The organism is Enterobacter sp. HK-058-C-ECC, assembly GCF_047531125.1.
Taxonomy (GTDB): domain Bacteria; phylum Pseudomonadota; class Gammaproteobacteria; order Enterobacterales; family Enterobacteriaceae; genus Enterobacter; species Enterobacter quasiroggenkampii.
Genome location: NZ_JBLKCH010000006.1, coordinates 248641 through 266618, shown reverse-complemented (window position 1 = coordinate 266618; position 17978 = coordinate 248641). Strand labels below are relative to the sequence as shown.

General features: G+C 55.2%; 13 protein-coding genes. 5 read left to right on the top strand and 8 right to left on the bottom strand.

Features of this window, described 5'->3' with window-relative positions; all coding sequences use genetic code 11:
• Positions 1-35: 35 nt before the first annotated feature.
• Complete coding sequence (gene cueO, locus ACMWJS_RS14355; protein WP_414747228.1) at positions 36-1604, bottom strand: multicopper oxidase CueO; 1569 nt, start codon at positions 1602-1604, stop codon at positions 36-38.
• 145 nt (positions 1605-1749) lie between these two features.
• Between cueO and ACMWJS_RS14350 the strand changes: the two genes are divergently transcribed.
• From ACMWJS_RS14350 to speD, 3 genes are all read left to right on the top strand, one after another.
• Positions 1750-2097 carry a YacC family pilotin-like protein gene (locus ACMWJS_RS14350; RefSeq protein WP_414747235.1) on the top strand — a complete coding sequence of 116 codons (348 nt, stop codon included), beginning with the start codon at positions 1750-1752 and terminating at the stop codon, positions 2095-2097.
• Positions 2098-2212: 115 nt separating this feature from the next.
• Positions 2213-3082, top strand: a complete 870-nt coding sequence (gene speE / locus ACMWJS_RS14345; RefSeq protein ID WP_039265690.1) for a polyamine aminopropyltransferase — start codon at positions 2213-2215, stop codon at positions 3080-3082.
• On the top strand, positions 3083-3877 hold the full coding sequence (gene speD, locus ACMWJS_RS14340; protein ID WP_414747227.1) for an adenosylmethionine decarboxylase: 795 nt from the start codon (positions 3083-3085) through the stop codon (positions 3875-3877).
• A 31-nt stretch (positions 3878-3908) separates the two neighbouring features.
• Here the strand turns inward: speD and yacL are convergent, their stop codons facing one another.
• Positions 3909-4271, bottom strand: a complete 363-nt coding sequence (gene yacL / locus ACMWJS_RS14335) for a protein YacL (RefSeq protein WP_045907811.1) — start codon at positions 4269-4271, stop codon at positions 3909-3911.
• Between the two features lie 190 nt (positions 4272-4461).
• The gene (gene acnB, locus ACMWJS_RS14330; protein ID WP_414747226.1) at positions 4462-7059 is read right to left on the bottom strand and encodes a bifunctional aconitate hydratase 2/2-methylisocitrate dehydratase; all 2598 of its coding nucleotides are present in this window, start codon (positions 7057-7059) and stop codon (positions 4462-4464) included.
• Positions 7060-7458: 399 nt separating this feature from the next.
• Between acnB and ACMWJS_RS14325 the strand changes: the two genes are divergently transcribed.
• Positions 7459-9027: a DUF3300 domain-containing protein gene (locus ACMWJS_RS14325; RefSeq protein WP_414747225.1), complete on the top strand. Its 1569-nt coding sequence runs from the start codon at positions 7459-7461 to the stop codon at positions 9025-9027.
• Positions 9028-9037: 10 nt separating this feature from the next.
• A complete protein-coding gene (locus tag ACMWJS_RS14320) occupies positions 9038-9829 on the top strand; it encodes a DUF2950 family protein (protein ID WP_063620806.1) in 792 nt (263 codons plus the stop codon).
• A 55-nt stretch (positions 9830-9884) separates the two neighbouring features.
• Here ACMWJS_RS14320 and traT read toward each other — a convergent pair whose 3' ends face one another.
• The 5 genes from traT to pdhR form a co-directional block, all read right to left on the bottom strand.
• Positions 9885-10616, bottom strand: coding sequence for a conjugal transfer complement resistance protein TraT (gene traT / locus ACMWJS_RS14315; protein WP_048225655.1), 732 nt, complete (start codon positions 10614-10616; stop codon positions 9885-9887).
• A 195-nt stretch (positions 10617-10811) separates the two neighbouring features.
• Complete coding sequence (lpdA, locus tag ACMWJS_RS14310) at positions 10812-12236, bottom strand: dihydrolipoyl dehydrogenase (RefSeq protein WP_003856313.1); 1425 nt, start codon at positions 12234-12236, stop codon at positions 10812-10814.
• 175 nt (positions 12237-12411) lie between these two features.
• Positions 12412-14295 (bottom strand): pyruvate dehydrogenase complex dihydrolipoyllysine-residue acetyltransferase, encoded by a 1884-nt coding sequence (gene aceF / locus ACMWJS_RS14305; protein WP_414747224.1) that lies wholly within the window; start codon positions 14293-14295, stop codon positions 12412-12414.
• Positions 14296-14309: 14 nt separating this feature from the next.
• Positions 14310-16973, bottom strand: coding sequence for a pyruvate dehydrogenase (acetyl-transferring), homodimeric type (gene aceE / locus ACMWJS_RS14300; RefSeq protein ID WP_028015529.1), 2664 nt, complete (start codon positions 16971-16973; stop codon positions 14310-14312).
• A gap of 123 nt (positions 16974-17096) precedes the next feature.
• Positions 17097-17861: a pyruvate dehydrogenase complex transcriptional repressor PdhR gene (gene pdhR / locus ACMWJS_RS14295; RefSeq protein WP_008501960.1), complete on the bottom strand. Its 765-nt coding sequence runs from the start codon at positions 17859-17861 to the stop codon at positions 17097-17099.
• Between the last annotated feature and the right edge of the window lie 117 nt (positions 17862-17978).

The window sequence follows — 17978 nt, the reverse complement described above, 5'->3', positions numbered from 1 at the left end:
TAGGCCGGGTAAGGCGAAGTCGCCACCCGGCTTTTTTATACGGTAAAGCCCAGCATCATCCCCGTATCTTCATGCTCCAGCAGATGGCAGTGCGCCATATAGGCAAACTCCTTCGGCGCATCGTGGTCAAACTTCACCAGCACCTCGCTGACGCCGCCTTCCACCTTCACCGTATCTTTCCAGCCCGCGCGATGCGCGTCCGGCGCGTTGCCGTTCTCAGAAAGAATGCGGAACTGCGTACCGTGAATATGGAACGGATGCAGCATCATGTCCCCTTCACCTGAAATCACCCAGCGCTCAAACTGCCCTTTTGTCGCTGCAAACATCGGCGTGTTCATGTCGAACGCTTTACCGTTGATCATATTGGCGTTATGGAAATCAAAGCCATGGTCGCCGTGATTCATGTGCCCCATGCCCCCCATTTTGCCGTGGTCCATATTCATGTGGCCCATCATCTGCCCGTGATGCATCCCCGCCATCGCCTTATCACCATATTTCGCCATCAGCGCCTGCATGCCCATCATATCGAGCATGGGGTTCATGGAGAGCTGCAGTTTGCGTTGCGTAAGCCCATCAAGCGACGGAAGGGCCGGCAGAGTGGTTAACGTATCAGGCAGCGTGCCGGAAGCGGTCACCTGTAACGGCTGAATACGCAGCACCGGATGCGGCTTGTCAAACGGCGCGACCGCCATCCCCATCTGACTAACCGGCAGGGTCACGAGGTCAAACGCCTTGCCGTCGCTGATATCCACCAGCACCTCAAAACGTTCCCCCATCAGCATCGGCAGTTCGTTGACCTTCACCGGCTCAGGCAGCAGCCCGCCGTCGCTGGCGACCACGTACAGCGGACGCTTATCGCTGGTGGCGAAGTTGAGTGAACGCGCGTTACAGCCGTTAAGCAGACGCAGTCGCAGCCAGCCTTTCGGCGCAGCGTGCTGAGGATAAATGGCGCCGTTGGTCAACAGCGTGTCGCCAAACCAGCCTACCGCCGCGCTCATCACGTCCAGCTGATAGTCAATTTGCCCGTCAGCGGTGAATTTCTTGTCCTGCACAATCACCGGCACATCGTCGATGCCCCACTGTTTCGGCAGGCGCAGCAGGCGGCTCTCGTCGTCTTCAATCAGCACCAGTCCCGCCAGCCCCATCGCCACCTGATGGCCCGTTTTGCCATGCTGATGCGGATGGAACCAGCAGGTCGCCGCGCGCTGGTCGGGCGTAAAGGTGACGCTGCGCGAACCGCCTGCTTTGATGATGCCCTGCGGCCCGCCGTCTACCTCGCCCGGCACTTCCAGTCCGTGCCAGTGCACCGTCGTCTCTTCAGCAAGCGTATTGTGGATATCCACCGTCACCGCCTTCCCTTTGCGCAGCTGCAGCGCAGGGCCGAGCAGATTGCCGTTATAGCCCCAGGTTGTCGCGTTGTGCGCACCGAACAGCGTGCTGCCGGACTGAACAACAAGCTTGATACGGCTACGGGCATCCGCGGTCAGCAAATCAGGGATGGGTAAGGCAGGCCTGTCAGCCGCAAAAACCGCGCGGCTCCAGAGAGGCAATGCGCTGGCAGCACCCAGCGCCACGGAATATTTTAAAAAATCACGACGTTGCATGTTCATTTCCTTATTTCCAGCAGGCGATCTTTTGAGCATAAACCCTCCCCTTACCGGAAGGTCAAGTAAAGCGGCAATAATAAAGATCGTCGCACTGGCATCAAGTATGCTAACGTTAATTTTCCGTGAAGAAGTGGTAGAAGCAATGAAGACGTTTTTCAGGACAATTTTGTTCGGTAGCCTGATGGCAATGTGTGCGAACAGCTATGCGCTAAGTGAAAATGAAGCGGAAGATATGGCCGATTTAACGGCGGTTTTTGTATTCCTGAAAAATGATTGTGGCTACCAGAATTTACCCAACGGGCAAATTCGCCGCGCGCTGGTCTTTTTTGCCCAGCAGAACCAGTGGGATCTCAGCAACTACGACAGCTTCGACATGAAGGCGCTCGGCGAAGACAGCTACCGTGACCTAAGCGGTATTGACATTCCCACTTCTAAAAAATGCAAAGCGCTGGCTCGCGACTCACTCAGCCTGCTCGCCTACGTCAAATAACCTTCCCGACGCCCCCTGTTGAACCTATAGCCGTGCAACCACGGTTATAGTTAGCTATCATGTTTCGCTCATTTTTTGTGAGCGTAACGGATGTTAACAAAGGAGGAGTCCGCGTATGGCCGACCACACGTTGTGGCATGAAACACTGCATGACCAGTTTGGTCAGTACTTTGCCGTTGATAACGTGCTCTATCATGAGAAAACCGATCACCAGGATCTAATCATCTTCGAGAATGCTGCCTTTGGCCGCGTCATGGCGCTGGACGGCGTCGTGCAAACAACCGAGCGAGATGAGTTTATCTATCATGAGATGATGACCCACGTCCCGCTGCTGGCACACGGCCACGCGAAGCATGTCCTGATTATCGGCGGTGGCGACGGCGCAATGCTGCGTGAAGTTTCCCGCCATCGTTCCATTGAAACCATCACCATGGTGGAAATCGATGCGGGCGTCGTCTCTTTCTGCCGCCAGTATCTGCCCAACCACAATGCCGGCAGCTATGACGACCCGCGCTTTAGCCTGGTGATTGACGACGGCGTTAACTTCGTTAACCAGACCTCGCAGACCTTTGACGTGATCATCTCCGACTGCACCGATCCTATCGGTCCCGGCGCATCGCTGTTTACCTCCTCGTTCTACGAAGGCTGCAAGCGCTGTCTGAACCCGGGCGGGATCTTCGTCGCCCAAAATGGCGTCTGCTTCCTGCAGCAGGATGAAGCGCTGGATAGCCACCGTAAGCTGAGCACCTATTTCGAGGATGTCAGCTTCTATCAGGCGGCAATTCCAACCTACTACGGCGGGATCATGACCTTTGCCTGGGCGACGGATAACGACGTCTTACGTCATCTCTCCACCGAAATTATTCAGGCCCGCTTCCATCAGGCCGGTCTTCAGTGCCGATACTACAATCCGGCTATTCATACCGCAGCGTTTGCTCTGCCGCAGTACCTGCAAGACGCATTATCCACTAAGGGGGTGAGCTAATTGAAAAAGCTTAAACTGCATGGCTTTAACAACCTGACCAAAAGCCTGAGTTTTTGTATTTACGATATCTGCTATGCCAAAACAGCGGAAGAACGCGATGGTTACATCGCCTATATCGACGAACTCTACAACGCCAACCGTCTGACCGAGATCCTGTCAGAAACCTGTTCCATTATCGGCGCCAACATCCTGAATATCGCCCGACAGGATTATGAACCCCAGGGCGCCAGCGTGACCATCCTGGTCAGCGAAGAGCCGGTCGACCCGAAGCTTATCGACAAAACGGAACATCCGGGCCCGCTGCCGGAAGTGGTGGTTGCCCACCTGGATAAGAGCCATATCTGCGTCCATACCTACCCGGAGAGTCACCCGGAAGGTGGGCTGTGTACGTTCCGCGCCGATATTGAAGTGTCGACCTGCGGCGTGATTTCCCCGCTCAACGCGCTGAACTATCTCATCCACCAGCTGGAATCAGATATCGTCACGATTGATTACCGCGTGCGCGGTTTTACCCGTGACGTCAACGGCATGAAGCACTTCATCGACCACGAGATTAACTCTATTCAGAACTTTATGTCCGAGGACATGAAATCACAGTATGACATGATGGATGTGAACGTGTATCAGGAAAACATCTTCCATACCAAGATGTTACTTAAGGAATTCGACCTTAAGCACTATATGTTCCACACGAAGCCGGAAGATTTGAGCGAAGAAGAGCGTAAGGCGATTACTGACCTGCTCTGGAAAGAGATGCGCGAGATTTACTACGGCCGTAATATTCCGGCCGTGTAAGTGTTGCCCGGAGCAGGGACGCTTCGGGAAGTTATCGCTGTTTCATGAACTCGCGGTAGGCATTCACCACCTGAAGGAAGTCTTCAACGCCGCACAGCGACAGGCTTTCTTCGTCATAGTAGCTCATCCCCTCTTCCATCTCGTCGCCTGAAAACTCGAGCTGGTTGGCACGCACCATGACCTCTTCACCGTCCATCCACAGCGTGTATTCGTGCCCGGCGCGTTGCCAGGAGCGTTCACTGCCTTTCACCGTATTTGCCGCCTGTTCAACCTCGTCAAGAAGGGCGAGATTTTCTTTCACCTCTTCGTTAAACCAGTGTCCAACGGCTTCGTGGCCCATCGACATACGCACTTTCACCACTCCGGTGATGTCGCGCAGAAATTCGTAATCCATAGTGTTTTCCTCTGCAAAGCCATTAGGGTAATTATCGCAGCAGAGAGGAAGAAAAAAAGCGTGAGAGGTGGGAGGAATGAAAATAAAAAGGTGAGAGCAAGACCCTGCGGCCTGATGCCCTCACCCCGTCCCTCTCCCACGGGAGAGGGTGCAAACACTAAAAACCGTCTCTACGAGACGGTTTTGCTGTTTATACTGCCGTCTGGAAGATAACCCCGTCAGCCTTCTCGGTATACTGAGAGAGCTGGTCAAAGTTCAGATAGCGATAGGTATCCACCGCGGTCTTATCCACCTGAGCCACAAAGGTCTGGTACTCTTCCGGCGTTGGCAGTTTGCCAATCAGCGCCGCAACCGCCGCCAGCTCCGCAGAGGCCAGGAAGACGTTCGCACCGGTACCTAAACGGTTCGGGAAGTTACGGGTCGAGGTGGAAACCACCGTCGCGCCGTCGGCGACGCGCGCCTGGTTGCCCATACACAGGGAACAGCCAGGAATTTCAATACGCGCCCCGCTCTTACCAAACACGCTGTAGTAGCCCTCTTCGGTCAGCTGAGCCGCGTCCATACGGGTTGGCGGCGCCACCCACAGACGGGTTGGCAGCTGGCCTTTGTGGGTATCCAGCAGCTTGCCGGCCGCACGGAAGTGGCCGATGTTGGTCATGCAGGATCCGATGAACACTTCGTCGATCTTCTCGCCCTGAACTTCGGACAGCGGACGCGCGTCGTCCGGATCGTTCGGTGCACACAGGATTGGCTCTTTGATATCCGCCAGATCGATGTCGATCACCGCCGCGTACTCTGCGTCAGCATCAGCTTCCAGCAGTTGCGGATCGGCCAGCCATTTCTCCATGCCCTGGATACGACGCTCCAGCGTACGACGGTCGCCGTAGCCTTCTGCAATCATCCACTTCAGCAGCACGATGTTAGAGTTCAGATACTCAATAATCGGCTCTTTGTTCAGCTTGATGGTACAGCCCGCAGCTGAACGCTCAGCGGAGGCATCGGTCAGCTCGAACGCCTGCTCAACCTTCAGATCCGGCAGACCTTCGATTTCCAGGATGCGGCCAGAGAAGATGTTTTTCTTCCCTTTCTTCTCAACGGTCAGCAGACCCTGTTTAATCGCATACAGCGGGATCGCGTGAACCAAGTCACGCAGGGTGATACCCGGCTGCATTTTACCTTTGAAGCGCACCAGCACCGATTCCGGCATATCCAGCGGCATCACGCCCGTCGCCGCAGCAAACGCCACCAGACCGGACCCCGCCGGGAAGGAGATACCGATGGGGAAACGGGTATGGGAGTCACCACCGGTACCCACGGTATCCGGCAGCAGCATGCGGTTCAGCCAGGAGTGAATTACGCCGTCGCCCGGACGCAGGGAAACACCGCCGCGGTTCATGATGAAGTCTGGCAGCGTGTGGTGCGTGGTTACGTCAACCGGCTTCGGATACGCCGCAGTGTGGCAGAAGGACTGCATCACCAGATCGGAAGAGAAGCCCAGGCACGCCAGGTCTTTCAGTTCGTCACGGGTCATTGGGCCAGTGGTGTCCTGAGAGCCTACGGAGGTCATCTTCGGCTCGCAGTATGCGCCAGGACGAACACCGGCGACGCCGCAGGCGCGACCGACCATTTTCTGTGCCAGAGAGTAACCGCGATTGCTCTTCGCAACGTCTTTCGCGTGACGGAATACATCACTGTGCGGCAGACCCAGCGCTTCACGCGCTTTGGTGGTCAGGCCACGACCGATGATCAGCGGAATACGGCCACCGGCACGCACTTCGTCGATCAGCACGTCGGTTTTCAGCTCAAAGCTCGCCAGCAGCTCGTTGGTTTCGTGGTTACGCACTTCACCTTTGTACGGGTAAACGTCAATCACGTCGCCCATGTTCAGGTTGGAGACGTCCACTTCGATCGGCAGTGCACCCGCATCTTCCATGGTGTTGAAGAAGATCGGTGCAATTTTACCGCCGAGGCACAGGCCGCCACCGCGTTTGTTTGGCACATGCGGGATGTCGTCACCCATGAACCACAGCACGGAGTTGGTCGCGGATTTACGGGAAGAACCGGTACCCACAACGTCACCCACGTAGGCCAGCGGGAACCCTTTTTTCTGCAGGGCTTCGATCTGTTTGATCGGGCCAACGCTGCCTGGCTGATCCGGCTCAATGCCTTCACGGGCGTTTTTCAGCATCGCCAGGGCGTGCAGAGGGATATCCGGGCGAGACCACGCGTCCGGTGCCGGAGAGAGGTCATCGGTGTTGGTTTCACCGGTCACTTTGAAGACGGTAACGGTGATTTTTTCAGCAAGTGCTGGACGATTCAGGAACCATTCGGCATCCGCCCAGGACTGCATCACCTGCTTCGCATAGACGTTGCCTGCTTTGGCTTTTTCTTCCACATCGTAGAAGTTATCGAACATCAGCAGCGTAGACGAGAGCGCTTTAGCGGCAATCGGTGCCAGCTTGTCGTTATCCAGCGCATCAATCAGCGGATGAATGTTGTAACCACCCTGCATGGTGCCGAGCAGTTCAATGGCTTTTTCAGGAGTAACCAGTGGGGAGGTGGCTTCGCCTTTGGCGATAGCAGCAAGGAATCCGGCTTTTACGTAGGCAGCTTCATCTACGCCAGGCGGTACGCGGTTGATCAACAGATCTAACAGGAATTCTTCTTCGCCCTTAGGCGGGTTCTTCAGCAGCTCGACGAGCGCGGCCATTTGGGTTGCATCTAAAGGTTTGGGTACAATTCCCTCGGCGGCACGTTCTGCTACGTGCTTACGGTATTCTTCTAGCACGACGGTTCTCCTCGCTCTCATTGTCATATGCGGCGGGCGTTCTCTTCACGCTCCTGTGAGACAGCAGTTTGTAGGGTAAATGCCCGATACCGCGTCGGGCAGCATAGCAGGATTTCTGCACAGTGTTAATCCGTTTACAAAAAAGCAACATTAAAAAATTTGCTGAATCGTTAAGCATGGTGTAGCGGGGATTTAGGCCACCATTTTGCGGTTTCTTCCGCACCGTGACGCTTCAGTTTTTCCTTCATCAGATATAATTGTGCAATAAATACTCACACTCTTTATCCGGACGTACCGGACGCTTCCCAATAAAAGTCAAAACAGTAAAAGACGGGTGAATAATACTCACGCCAACCGTAACGCCTCACGGCACAGCGCTTGTCTCGTTGGAGTCATTTTATGAAGTTGCCCTTTAAGCCACATCTGCTCGTCCTTCTGTGCAGTGCCGGGCTGCTTGCCGCCTCAGGCGTCATGTTTGTCAAAAGCCGCGCAACGGAACCCGTTGTGCCCGCCCCCGTCGCTCAACAACCGGCGGCCCCCGCTGCACCGGCAGCAGCAACGCCCGCCCCTGTCGTCGCGCCAACCTATACTGCCGCGCAAATCGATCAGTGGGTTGCCCCTATCGCGCTCTACCCGGACGCCCTGCTGTCACAGATCTTGATGGCCTCGACTTACCCGGCCAACGTGATTCAGGCGGCACAGTGGTCAAAAGACAACCCTAAAATGGAAGGGGACGCCGCCATTCAGGCTGTTGCCAGCCAGCCATGGGATCCGAGCGTCAAATCGCTGGTCGCGTTTCCTCAGCTCATGTCGCTGATGGGTGAAAACCCGCCGTGGGTACAAAATTTGGGCGATGCGTTTCTCGCGCAGCCGAAAGACGTGATGGATTCCGTTCAGCGCCTGCGCGCGCTGGCACAGAAGACAGGCGCGTTACAATCCACGCCTCAGCAGACGGTCACCACCGTGACTAAACCGGCTCCGGCTAAAACCAGCACCACCGAGGCAACGACGACAACCACAACCACGTCTGCACCCGCGCCAACGGTGATCAAAATTGAATCTGCCGATCCGCAGGTTGTGTACGTCCCCACCTATAACCCCAATACGGTTTACGGGACCTGGCCCAACACCGCCTATCCGCCCACCTATCTCCCGCCTTCACCCGGGGAGCAGTTTGGCAACAGCTTCGTCAACGGCTTAGGCTTCAGCCTGGGTGTCGCCACAACCTATGCCATTTTCAGCAACATCGACTGGGATGACGACGATGACTGGGATCACCATCATGACGGTGACTGGGATAATCACGGCGGCTATAACCGCAACGGTGATAACAACATCAATATCAACGTTGAGAACTTCAATAAAATCAGCGGACAGCGTCTGACGGACGCCAACCGTACCTGGCAGCATAACCCGGCCTATCGGGAAGGTGTGCCCTATCCGACTAACCAGCTCAACACCCGTTTCCACTCCACTAGCACGACTACCGGGCTAAGCTCAACGCAGCAAAAACCGGTTAACCGGGACAGCCAGCGTCAGGCGGCCCTGAGCCAGATGGAGAAATCCACGGGTAAAACCTTCCCGCAAACGGCACGTCCCGGCACGAAAGACGTGCAGCGTCAGGCCTCAAGTGAACAGCTGAAGCAGATTTCCCAGCGCAATAACTACCGTGGCTACGACACCAAACCGCAGACGGCGAAGCGAACCACCACACAGCAGCGAGAAAATCGCCAGACCACAGCGCACAGACAAGAGAAACGGGTTTCACAGCCCGCACAGCAACGCACTCTCCAGCAGCGAAACAGCCAGCCCCGGGCCAATGCGCTGAGCGGCAACGACAGCCGCTCCGCGAACTGGCAGGCGCAGCAGCAGCGTGGTGCGCAAAGCAGGCAGATTGCGGCTCGCCAGCAGCAGCCGCGTCAGGCGTCTGGTGGACGCGCTGAACGCCGTGAAATTCGACATCGCTAAGGGAACCGACATGAAAAGTAAACTTCTCAGTGGAATGGTGTTGTTCATGCTTTCGGCCTCGGCGATGGCGCAGCAGTCCTTCAGCACGCCCGATCAGGCGACCGATGCGCTGGCCAACGCCATTGGTGAGCATAATGAGCGCGCGATGAGCAACCTGCTTGGAGAGAACTGGCGCGATTTTCTGCCCCCTGAAGGCGTTGATCCGGATGCCGTCGATCGTTTCCTGCGCGACTGGAAAGTCCGTCACAACACCGTTGTCGAAGGGGATACGGCGCATCTTGTTGTCGGCGATAACAGCTGGCAGCTTCCCATCCCGGTGATCAAAACCGCAACTGGTTGGCAATTCGATATCAAAGAAGGGGCGGAAGAGATCCTGACCCGCGAAATCGGGCGTAACGAACTTGCCGCCATTGAAGCCTTACATGCCTATGTTGATGCGCAGCAAAGCTACTTTGCGATGAACCAGAAATACGCGCAGAAGATTGTCAGTTCGAAGGGCAAAAAAGACGGTTTGTACTGGCCCGCCTCTCCCGGCGAAGCGCCCAGTCCGCTCGGACCGGCATTTAGCCCAAAAGAGCCGGGTACCGGCTATCACGGCTATCGCTTCCGGATCCTGCCGGATAAAAACGGTTTCGCGATGGTGGCGTGGCCGGTCAGCTACGGCCAGACGGGCGTGATGAGTTTTGTGATAAATCAGGACGACAAGGTGTACCAGTCCGATCTCGGCAGCGAGTCGGAGCAAAAGGCCCGGGCGCTGGCCTCATACGCGCCTGATAAAACCTGGCAGCCCGTCGAACCCTGAATACCCGCTCTGCCTGTAGGCCGGGTAAGGCGAAGCCGCCCCCCGGCTTTTTAACTTACAGAATATTGGCGACTGATTTCGCCAGCTGAGCTTCCAGAACCGGTTTGGCTTCTTCAAACTTCAGGTTTACTTTGTTAGCGTTCGACACCACGCGGGTTTGATACTTCGCACGGTCGCCCTGCTCGGAGCTGGTTTGCAGCTTCACGCCAGACGTTCCCTGACGCAGCGCCGCGATGTTGTCCGTGGTCACCTTCGCCTTGCTGCGCTCGGAGATCTGCAGGTCGGTCACCATGGTATAGTTTACGTCTTCCACCATCGCATCTGCCGCCATGCCGATCAGCCCCGCAGCCAGCCCCACGCCCAGCGCTGCGCCGGAGGAGTTGCTGTTGTAGGCCGTGATACCGGCACCCAGCGCGGCACCCACAGCGGCACCTTCATAGCCGGTTTTCAGGTAGCCCTGAGATTCACGCAGGTCCATTTTGTCTGCTTTCAGAACGTTAGCCTGCACCCAATAGTATGCGCTGTCAGGAGAGCTGGTGACCTTGTATCCCTTGGCACTCAGATCGTTTGCCAGCAGCGTCTGCAGATTGCTCATGTCTTTATCAGAAGTGTTTTTAACCTGAATGTAGACCGTTTTTTCACTGGATGGCTCAAGCCAGATGGTTTCACTCATCTGCGTTTTTACTTCCAGGTTGCGTTTTTTCACCGCCGTCGTCATCGCACCGCACCCGGTCAGCGTCATCACTGCCGCTAATAAGCCAATCCCCATCACTTTCTTCAAAGACATGTTATTTCCTTTTTGTGTGTAATCAAAAGTCCAGAATCGTTAACCGTGCGGCCAGTAGCTACACAATGGTGCAAAAGGTATCGGCAGACAGAGGAAAATTTTTAGAGGAAATAACAATAAGTTACCTACCATAATGGGTAGTTTTCAGGCAAAAAAAACGCCTCCAGAGGAGGCGTTAGCAATCAGGGAAGAAACTTATTTCTTCTTCGCTTTCGCGTTTGGCAGGTCGGTGATGCTGCCTTCAAACACTTCTGCCGCCAGGCCCACGGACTCGTGCAGAGTCGGGTGTGCGTGGATGGTCAGCGCGATGTCTTCAGCGTCACAACCCATTTCGATAGCCAGACCGATTTCACCCAGCAGCTCGCCGCCGTTGGTACCGACAATCGCACCACCGATTACGCGGTGAGTCTCTTTGTCGAAGATCAGTTTGGTCATACCGTCTGCGCAGTCGGAAGCGATAGCACGGCCAGAAGCAGCCCACGGGAAGGTGGCGGTTTCGTAGCTGATGCCTTTCTCTTTCGCTTCTTTCTCAGTCAGACCAACCCATGCCACTTCTGGCTCGGTGTACGCGATAGATGGGATCACTTTCGGATCGAAGTAGTGCTTCATGCCGGCGATAACTTCAGCGGCAACGTGGCCTTCGTGAACACCTTTGTGCGCCAGCATTGGCTGACCGACGATATCGCCGATAGCAAAGATGTGCGGCACGTTGGTGCGCAGCTGTTTGTCAACGCGGATGAAGCCACGGTCGTCCACTTCCACGCCAGCTTTGCCCGCGTCGAGGTTTTTACCGTTCGGTACACGACCGATAGCCACCAGCACGGCGTCGTAACGCTGTGGTTCGGATGGGGCTTTTTTGCCTTCCATGGAAACGTAAATACCGTCTTCTTTCGCTTCAACGGCAGTCACTTTGGTTTCCAGCATCAGGTTGAATTTCTTGCTGATGCGCTTGGTGAAGACTTTAACGATGTCTTTGTCGGCAGCCGGGATAACCTGGTCGAACATTTCAACCACGTCGATCTCTGAACCCAGCGCATGGTACACGGTACCCATTTCCAGACCGATGATACCGCCGCCCATAACCAGCAGACGCTTAGGAACGGTTTTCAGCTCCAGCGCATCGGTGGAATCCCACACGCGTGGATCTTCATGTGGAATGAATGGCAGTTCGATTGGGCGAGAGCCTGCCGCGATGATCGCGTTGTCGAAGTTGATCACGGTTTTGCCGTTTTCGCCTTCCACTTCCAGGGTGTTCGCACCGGTGAATTTACCCAGACCGTTTACCACTTTCACTTTACGGCCTTTGGCCATACCCGCCAGACCGCCGGTCAGCTGAGTGATAACTTTCTCTTTCCAGGTACGAATTTTGTCGATGTCGGTTTTCGGCTCGCCGAAGACGATACCGTGTTCAGCCAGCGCTTTGGCTTCTTCGATAACTTTCGCTACGTGCAGCAGCGCTTTAGAAGGGATACAGCCGACGTTCAGACAAACACCGCCGAGGGTGCTGTAACGTTCTACGATGACGGTTTCCAGACCTAAATCCGCTGCGCGAAATGCTGCGGAGTAACCTGCCGGGCCTGCCCCAAGTACTACGACCTGAGTTTTGATTTCTGTGCTCATCATGACCTCTTAGTTTATACCCGTCGTCCACCGGGTCGTTCTATCCGCCCGCAGTTTACAAAATTGTTAACAATTTTGAAACAACAAACGGCTCACGAATTGTCGCTTTCGCCAATAACCTCACAAACACCATGAGATTATCAGAAAAAAGCCGGCCGACTGGCCGGCTTTTCGATTACATCACCAGGCGGCGAATGTCGCTCAGCATGTTGTTGATGATGGTGATGAAACGCGCACCATCAGCACCGTCGATCACGCGGTGGTCGAAGGACAGAGAGATTGGCATCATCAGACGCGGCACGAACTCTTTGCCATTCCACACCGGCTCCATCGCGGACTTGGACACACCGAGGATAGCCACTTCCGGCGCGTTCACAATCGGCGCGAAGTGGGTGGTACCCAGGCCGCCGATGCTGGAGATGGTGAAGCAACCGCCCTGCATTTCGCCGGCAGTCAGCTTACCATCACGCGCTTTCTTGGAGATGGTGGTCAGTTCACGGGACAGCTCAGTGATGCTCTTCTTGTTCACGTCTTTGAAGACCGGAACAACCAGACCATTTGGCGTATCAACCGCAACACCGATGTTGATGTATTTCTTCAGCGTCAGCTTCTGGCCGTCTTCGGACAGGGAGCTGTTGAAGCGTGGCATCTGTTCCAGAGCCGCAGCAACCGCCTTCATGATGAAGACCACTGGGGTGAATTTCACGTCCAGTTTACGCTTCTCAGCTTCGGCGTTCTGCTGTTTACGGAACGCTTCCAGATCGGTGATATCGGTCTTATCGAAGTGCGTAACGTGCGGGATCATCACCCAGTTACGGCTCAGGTTCGCACCAGAGATTTTCTGGATACGGCCCAGTTCCACTTCTTCGATTTCGCCGAACTTGCTGAAGTCCACTTTCGGCCATGGCAGCATGCCCGGGATACCGCCGCCAGCGGCTGCAGCTGGTGCAGCTTCGGCGCGTTTCACCGCGTCTTTCACGTAGGTCTGAACGTCTTCGCGCAGGATACGACCCTTACGGCCGGTCCCTTTCACTTTCGCCAGGTTCACACCGAATTCGCGCGCCAGGCGACGAATCAGCGGCGTCGCGTGGACGTAAGCGTCGTTTTCAGCGAACTCTGATTTTTCTGCTTTTGCAGCAGGGGCAGCGGCTGGTTTAGCAGCCTGAGCCGGTGCTGGAGCAGCCGCGGCAGCCGGAGCTGCGGCAGGCGCAGCGCCTTCCACTTCGAAGACCATGATCAGAGAGCCGGTAGACACTTTGTCGCCGGTGCTGATTTTGATCTCTTTAACGGTACCCGCGAATGGCGCAGGGACTTCCATAGAAGCCTTGTCGCCTTCAACGGTGATCAGTGACTGTTCAGCGGCAACTTTGTCGCCCACTTTTACCATCACTTCGGTGACTTCAACTTCATCACCGCCGATGTCCGGTACGTTAACGTCTTTCGCGCCGCCAGCAGCGGCTGGTGCTGCGGCTGGTGCCGGAGCAGCGGCCTGTGCAGGCGCGGCAGCAGGTGCAGCACCTGCCACTTCGAAGATCATGATCAGGGAGCCAGTAGACACTTTGTCACCGGTGTTGATCTTGATCTCTTTAACGGTACCCGCAAACGGTGCTGGCACTTCCATAGAAGCTTTGTCGCCTTCTACGGTGATCAGTGACTGCTCGGCCGCAACGGTATCGCCCACTTTCACCAGGATCTCAGTCACTTCAACTTCGTCACCGCCGATGTCAGGCACATTCACTTCTTTCGCGCTCGCGGCAGCTGCTGGAGCAGCGGCGGCCGGAGCGGCTTTCTTCTCTTCCTGCGCAGGTGCAGCAGCGGCTGCACCGTCGGCGGAATCGAAAATCATGATCAGTTTGCCAGTCTCGGTTTTATCGCCAACAGAGACTTTGATCTCTTTAACGATGCCAGCCTGAGGAGACGGGACTTCCATAGAGGCTTTGTCGCCTTCTACGGTGATCAGCGACTGTTCAGCTTCCACTTTGTCGCCTACTTTGACCAGGATCTCGGTGATTTCAACTTCATCAGCCCCGATGTCCGGTACATTGATTTCGATAGCCATTATTCTTTTACCTCTTACGCCAGACGCGGGTTAACTTTTTCTGCATCGATGTTGAATTTGGTGATTGCGTCCGCAACCACTTTCTTATCGATTTCGCCACGTTTAGCCAGTTCGCCCAGTGCTGCTACAACCACGTAAGAAGCATCAACTTCGAAGTGGTGACGCAGGTTTTCGCGGCTGTCAGAACGACCGAAGCCGTCAGTACCCAGAACGCGATAATCATCAGCAGGAACGTAAGTACGAACCTGCTCAGCGAACAGTTTCATATAGTCAGTAGACGCCACCGCTGGCGCGTCGTTCATCACCTGAGCGATGTACGGAACGCGTGGGGTTTCCATTGGGTGCAGCATGTTCCAGCGCTCACAATCCTGGCCATCACGCGCCAGTTCAGTGAAGGAGGTCACAGAGTACACATCGGAACCGACACCGTAGTCTTTCGCCAGGATCTGTGCTGCTTCACGAACGTGACGCAGGATAGAACCGGAGCCCAGCAGCTGAACTTTACCTTTGCTACCTTCGATGGTTTCGAGTTTATAGATACCTTTACGGATACCTTCCTCGGCACCTGCTGGCATTGCCGGCATGTGGTAGTTTTCGTTCAGGGTGGTGATGTAGTAGTAAATGTTCTCCTGCGCTTCACCGTACATGCGCTGCAGACCGTCATGCATGATGACTGCCACTTCGTACGCGTAAGACGGGTCGTAAGAGATACAGTTAGGGATAGTCAGAGACTGAATGTGGCTGTGACCATCTTCGTGCTGCAGACCTTCACCGTTCAGGGTCGTACGACCGGAAGTACCACCGATCAGGAAGCCGCGAGCCTGCTGGTCGCCTGCCTGCCAGCACAGGTCACCGATACGCTGGAACCCGAACATGGAGTAGTAAATGTAGAACGGGATCATCGGCAGGTTGTTGGTGCTGTAAGAGGTCGCAGCAGCCAGCCAGGATGCGCCTGCGCCCAGCTCGTTGATACCTTCCTGCAGGATCTGACCTTTCTCGTCTTCTTTGTAGTAAGCAACCTGCTCACGGTCCTGCGGGGTGTACTGCTGGCCGTTCGGGCTGTAGATACCGATCTGACGGAACAGACCTTCCATACCGAAAGTACGCGCTTCGTCGGCAATGATTGGCACCAGGCGATCTTTGATCGACTTGTTCTTCAGCATCACGTTCAGGGCACGAACGAAAGCGATAGTGGTAGAGATCTCTTTGTTCTGCTCTTCCAGCAGCTGAGAGAAGTCTTCCAGCGCTGGCAGTTCCAGCTTCTCGGTGAAGTTAGGCTGGCGAGCTGGCAGGTAGCCTTTCAGCGCCTGACGACGTTCGTGCAGGTACTTGTGCTCTTCAGAGCCTTCCGGGAAGGTGATGTAAGACAGGTTTTCTACCTGCTCATCGGTGACTGGAACGTTGAAACGGTCGCGGATATAACGCACGCCGTCCATGTTCATTTTCTTAACCTGGTGAGCGATGTTTTTACCTTCTGCGGTATCACCCATGCCGTAACCTTTGATGGTGTGGGCCAGGATTACAGTCGCTTTACCTTTGGTTTCACGCGCTTTTTTCAGTGCAGCGTAGATTTTCTTCGGATCGTGACCACCGCGGTTCAGGGCCCAGATCTGCTCATCAGTCCAGTCTGCAACCAGGGCTGCGGTTTCTGGATATTTGCCGAAGAAGTGCTCACGCACGTAGGCACCGTCTTTGGATTTGAAGGTCTGGTAGTCACCGTCAACGGTTTCGTTCATCAGCTGGATCAGTTTACCGCTGGTGTCTTTACGCAGCAGTTCGTCCCAACGGGAACCCCACATGACTTTGATCACGTTCCAGCCAGCACCTGCGAAGATGCCTTCCAGTTCGTTGATGATCTTGCCGTTACCGGTTACCGGACCATCCAGACGCTGCAGGTTACAGTTGATGATGAAGCACAGGTTGTCCAGCTTCTCACGGGTCGCGATGGTGATCGCGCCTTTAGATTCTGGCTCATCCATTTCGCCGTCGCCCAGGAAGGCGTATACGGTCTGCTCAGAGGTGTCTTTCAGACCACGGTGTTCCAGATACTTCAGGAATTTCGCCTGGTAGATCGCACCGATTGGGCCCAGACCCATTGATACGGTCGGGAACTGCCAGAATTCAGGCATCAGTTTAGGGTGCGGGTAAGAAGACAGACCTTTACCGTGAACTTCCTGACGGAAGTTGTTCATCTGCTCTTCAGTCAGACGACCTTCCAGGAATGCACGTGCATAGATGCCCGGAGAGATGTGGCCCTGGAAGTACACCAGATCGCCGCCGTCTTTCTCGTTCGCTGCACGGAAGAAGTGGTTGAAGCACACTTCGTAAACGGTCGCAGAAGACTGGAAGGACGCCATGTGGCCACCCAGCTCCAGGTCTTTCTTGGATGCGCGCAGAACGGTCATGATGGCGTTCCAGCGAATTGCAGAACGGATACGACGTTCCAGATCCAGATTGCCCGGGTATTCCGGTTCGTCTTCGACGGCAATCGTGTTTACGTAGTTGCTAGCCCCTGCACCTGAAGCAACCTTCACACCGCCTTTGCGGGCTTCAGAAAGCAGCTGATCAATCAGATACTGAGCGCGCTCAACACCTTCTTCACGGATGACCGATTCGATCGCCTGTAGCCAGTCGCGAGTTTCGATCGGATCCACGTCATTTTGGAGACGTTCTGACATGGGGGTATTCCTTATCTATCTAATACGTTGATTTGTCTGGAACCTGTCCCATTGTGCTCTTGGGCAAGAACACAATAAGACAGGTTCTGCGTTTAGTTGCCGCGCTCTAAAAGTACCTGGCGCTTAATCCTTTCGTTGCTGTATGCGGCGTAATGAACGTTCGCGACGCGATTGTTCACGGCTGCGGTCCAGCAAGATTTCCTCAATGAAAGCCAGATGGCGGTGCGACGCTTCGCGCGCCTGCTCCGGTTCCCCGGCCATTATCGCCTCGAATACTCGGGTGCGATGGTTGCTTACCAGTGGGAGCATGTCCCGACGGGCATACAACAATTCAAAATTTTGACGAACGTTCTGGGCCAGCATCGGCTCCATGCAGCGTAGCAGATGGAGGAGCACCACATTGTGTGCCGCTTCGGTGACGGCGATTTGATACTGGACGACGGCGCTGGACTCGGCGTCTAAATCGCCGGACTGCTGTGCCCGTTCAATGGCCTGATGCAGTTCGCGGATACGCACGCGATCTTCATCAGTGCTGCGAAGGGCGGCGTAATAGGCCGCAATACCTTCCAGCGCGTGACGGGTCTCAAGCAGGTCAAACTGGGATTCTGGGTGGTCAGAGAGAAGTTCTACCAGCGGATCGCTGAAGCTCTGCCACAGGCTGTTTTGCACAAAGGTTCCGCCGCCCTGGCGACGAAGCAGCAAGCCCTTTGCTTCGAGACGTTGAATCGCCTCACGCAGAGAAGGACGTGAAACGTCGAACTGTTTTGCCAGCTCGCGTTCTGGCGGAAGTTTCTCACCCGGGCGCAGAGTCCCTTCGAGGATTAAAAACTCCAGCTGCTGCTCAATCACATCAGATAGTTTTGGTTGGCGAATTTTGCTGTAGGCCATATTCCCTGTCTTACGCCTTTTTGCCCGGAGTCAATTGGTCTTACCAATTTCTATTTCGTATCGCTAAAGTAACAAAGTATTCACCTTCTGTCCATATTGGTTTTGATTGAAATCAGT

Coding starts and splice junctions, on each gene's coding strand:
- cueO (WP_414747228.1), bottom strand. CDS start 1,604: ATGCAACGTCGTGATTTTTTAAAATATTCCGTGGCGCTGGGTGCTGCC.
- ACMWJS_RS14350 (WP_414747235.1), top strand. CDS start 1,750: ATGAAGACGTTTTTCAGGACAATTTTGTTCGGTAGCCTGATGGCAATG.
- speE (WP_039265690.1), top strand. CDS start 2,213: ATGGCCGACCACACGTTGTGGCATGAAACACTGCATGACCAGTTTGGT.
- yacL (WP_045907811.1), bottom strand. CDS start 4,271: ATGGATTACGAATTTCTGCGCGACATCACCGGAGTGGTGAAAGTGCGT.
- ACMWJS_RS14325 (WP_414747225.1), top strand. CDS start 7,459: ATGAAGTTGCCCTTTAAGCCACATCTGCTCGTCCTTCTGTGCAGTGCC.
- ACMWJS_RS14320 (WP_063620806.1), top strand. CDS start 9,038: ATGAAAAGTAAACTTCTCAGTGGAATGGTGTTGTTCATGCTTTCGGCC.
- traT (WP_048225655.1), bottom strand. CDS start 10,616: ATGTCTTTGAAGAAAGTGATGGGGATTGGCTTATTAGCGGCAGTGATG.
- lpdA (WP_003856313.1), bottom strand. CDS start 12,236: ATGAGCACAGAAATCAAAACTCAGGTCGTAGTACTTGGGGCAGGCCCG.
- aceF (WP_414747224.1), bottom strand. CDS start 14,295: ATGGCTATCGAAATCAATGTACCGGACATCGGGGCTGATGAAGTTGAA.
- aceE (WP_028015529.1), bottom strand. CDS start 16,973: ATGTCAGAACGTCTCCAAAATGACGTGGATCCGATCGAAACTCGCGAC.
- pdhR (WP_008501960.1), bottom strand. CDS start 17,861: ATGGCCTACAGCAAAATTCGCCAACCAAAACTATCTGATGTGATTGAG.